This window comes from Pseudoalteromonas luteoviolacea (genome assembly GCF_001696455.1).
Taxonomy (GTDB): Bacteria; Pseudomonadota; Gammaproteobacteria; order Enterobacterales; family Alteromonadaceae; genus Pseudoalteromonas; species Pseudoalteromonas luteoviolacea_C.
In genome coordinates this window covers 1-212 of sequence record NZ_MAUJ01000082.1, presented here as the reverse complement: position 1 = coordinate 212, position 212 = coordinate 1, and the positions used below count along the sequence as shown (strand labels likewise).

Below are 212 nucleotides of genomic sequence, written 5' to 3'. Positions count from 1 at the left end.
TACAGCTTGGCACTGAACATTGACCCTACATGTGTAGGATAGGTGGGAGGCTTTGAAGCACAGTCGCTAGATTGTGTGGAGCCGACCTTGAAATACCACCCTTGTAGTGTTGATGTTCTAACTTAGGCCCCTAATCGGGGTTGAGGACAGTGCCTGGTGGGTAGTTTGACTGGGGCGGTCTCCTCCCAAAGAGTAACGGAGGAGCACGAAGG

At 52.4% G+C, this 212-nt stretch carries 1 rRNA gene; it reads left to right on the top strand.

What is annotated here, in order from left to right:
• Nucleotides 1-212, top strand: a 23S ribosomal RNA gene (locus tag A7985_RS25600); the annotation flags it as partial.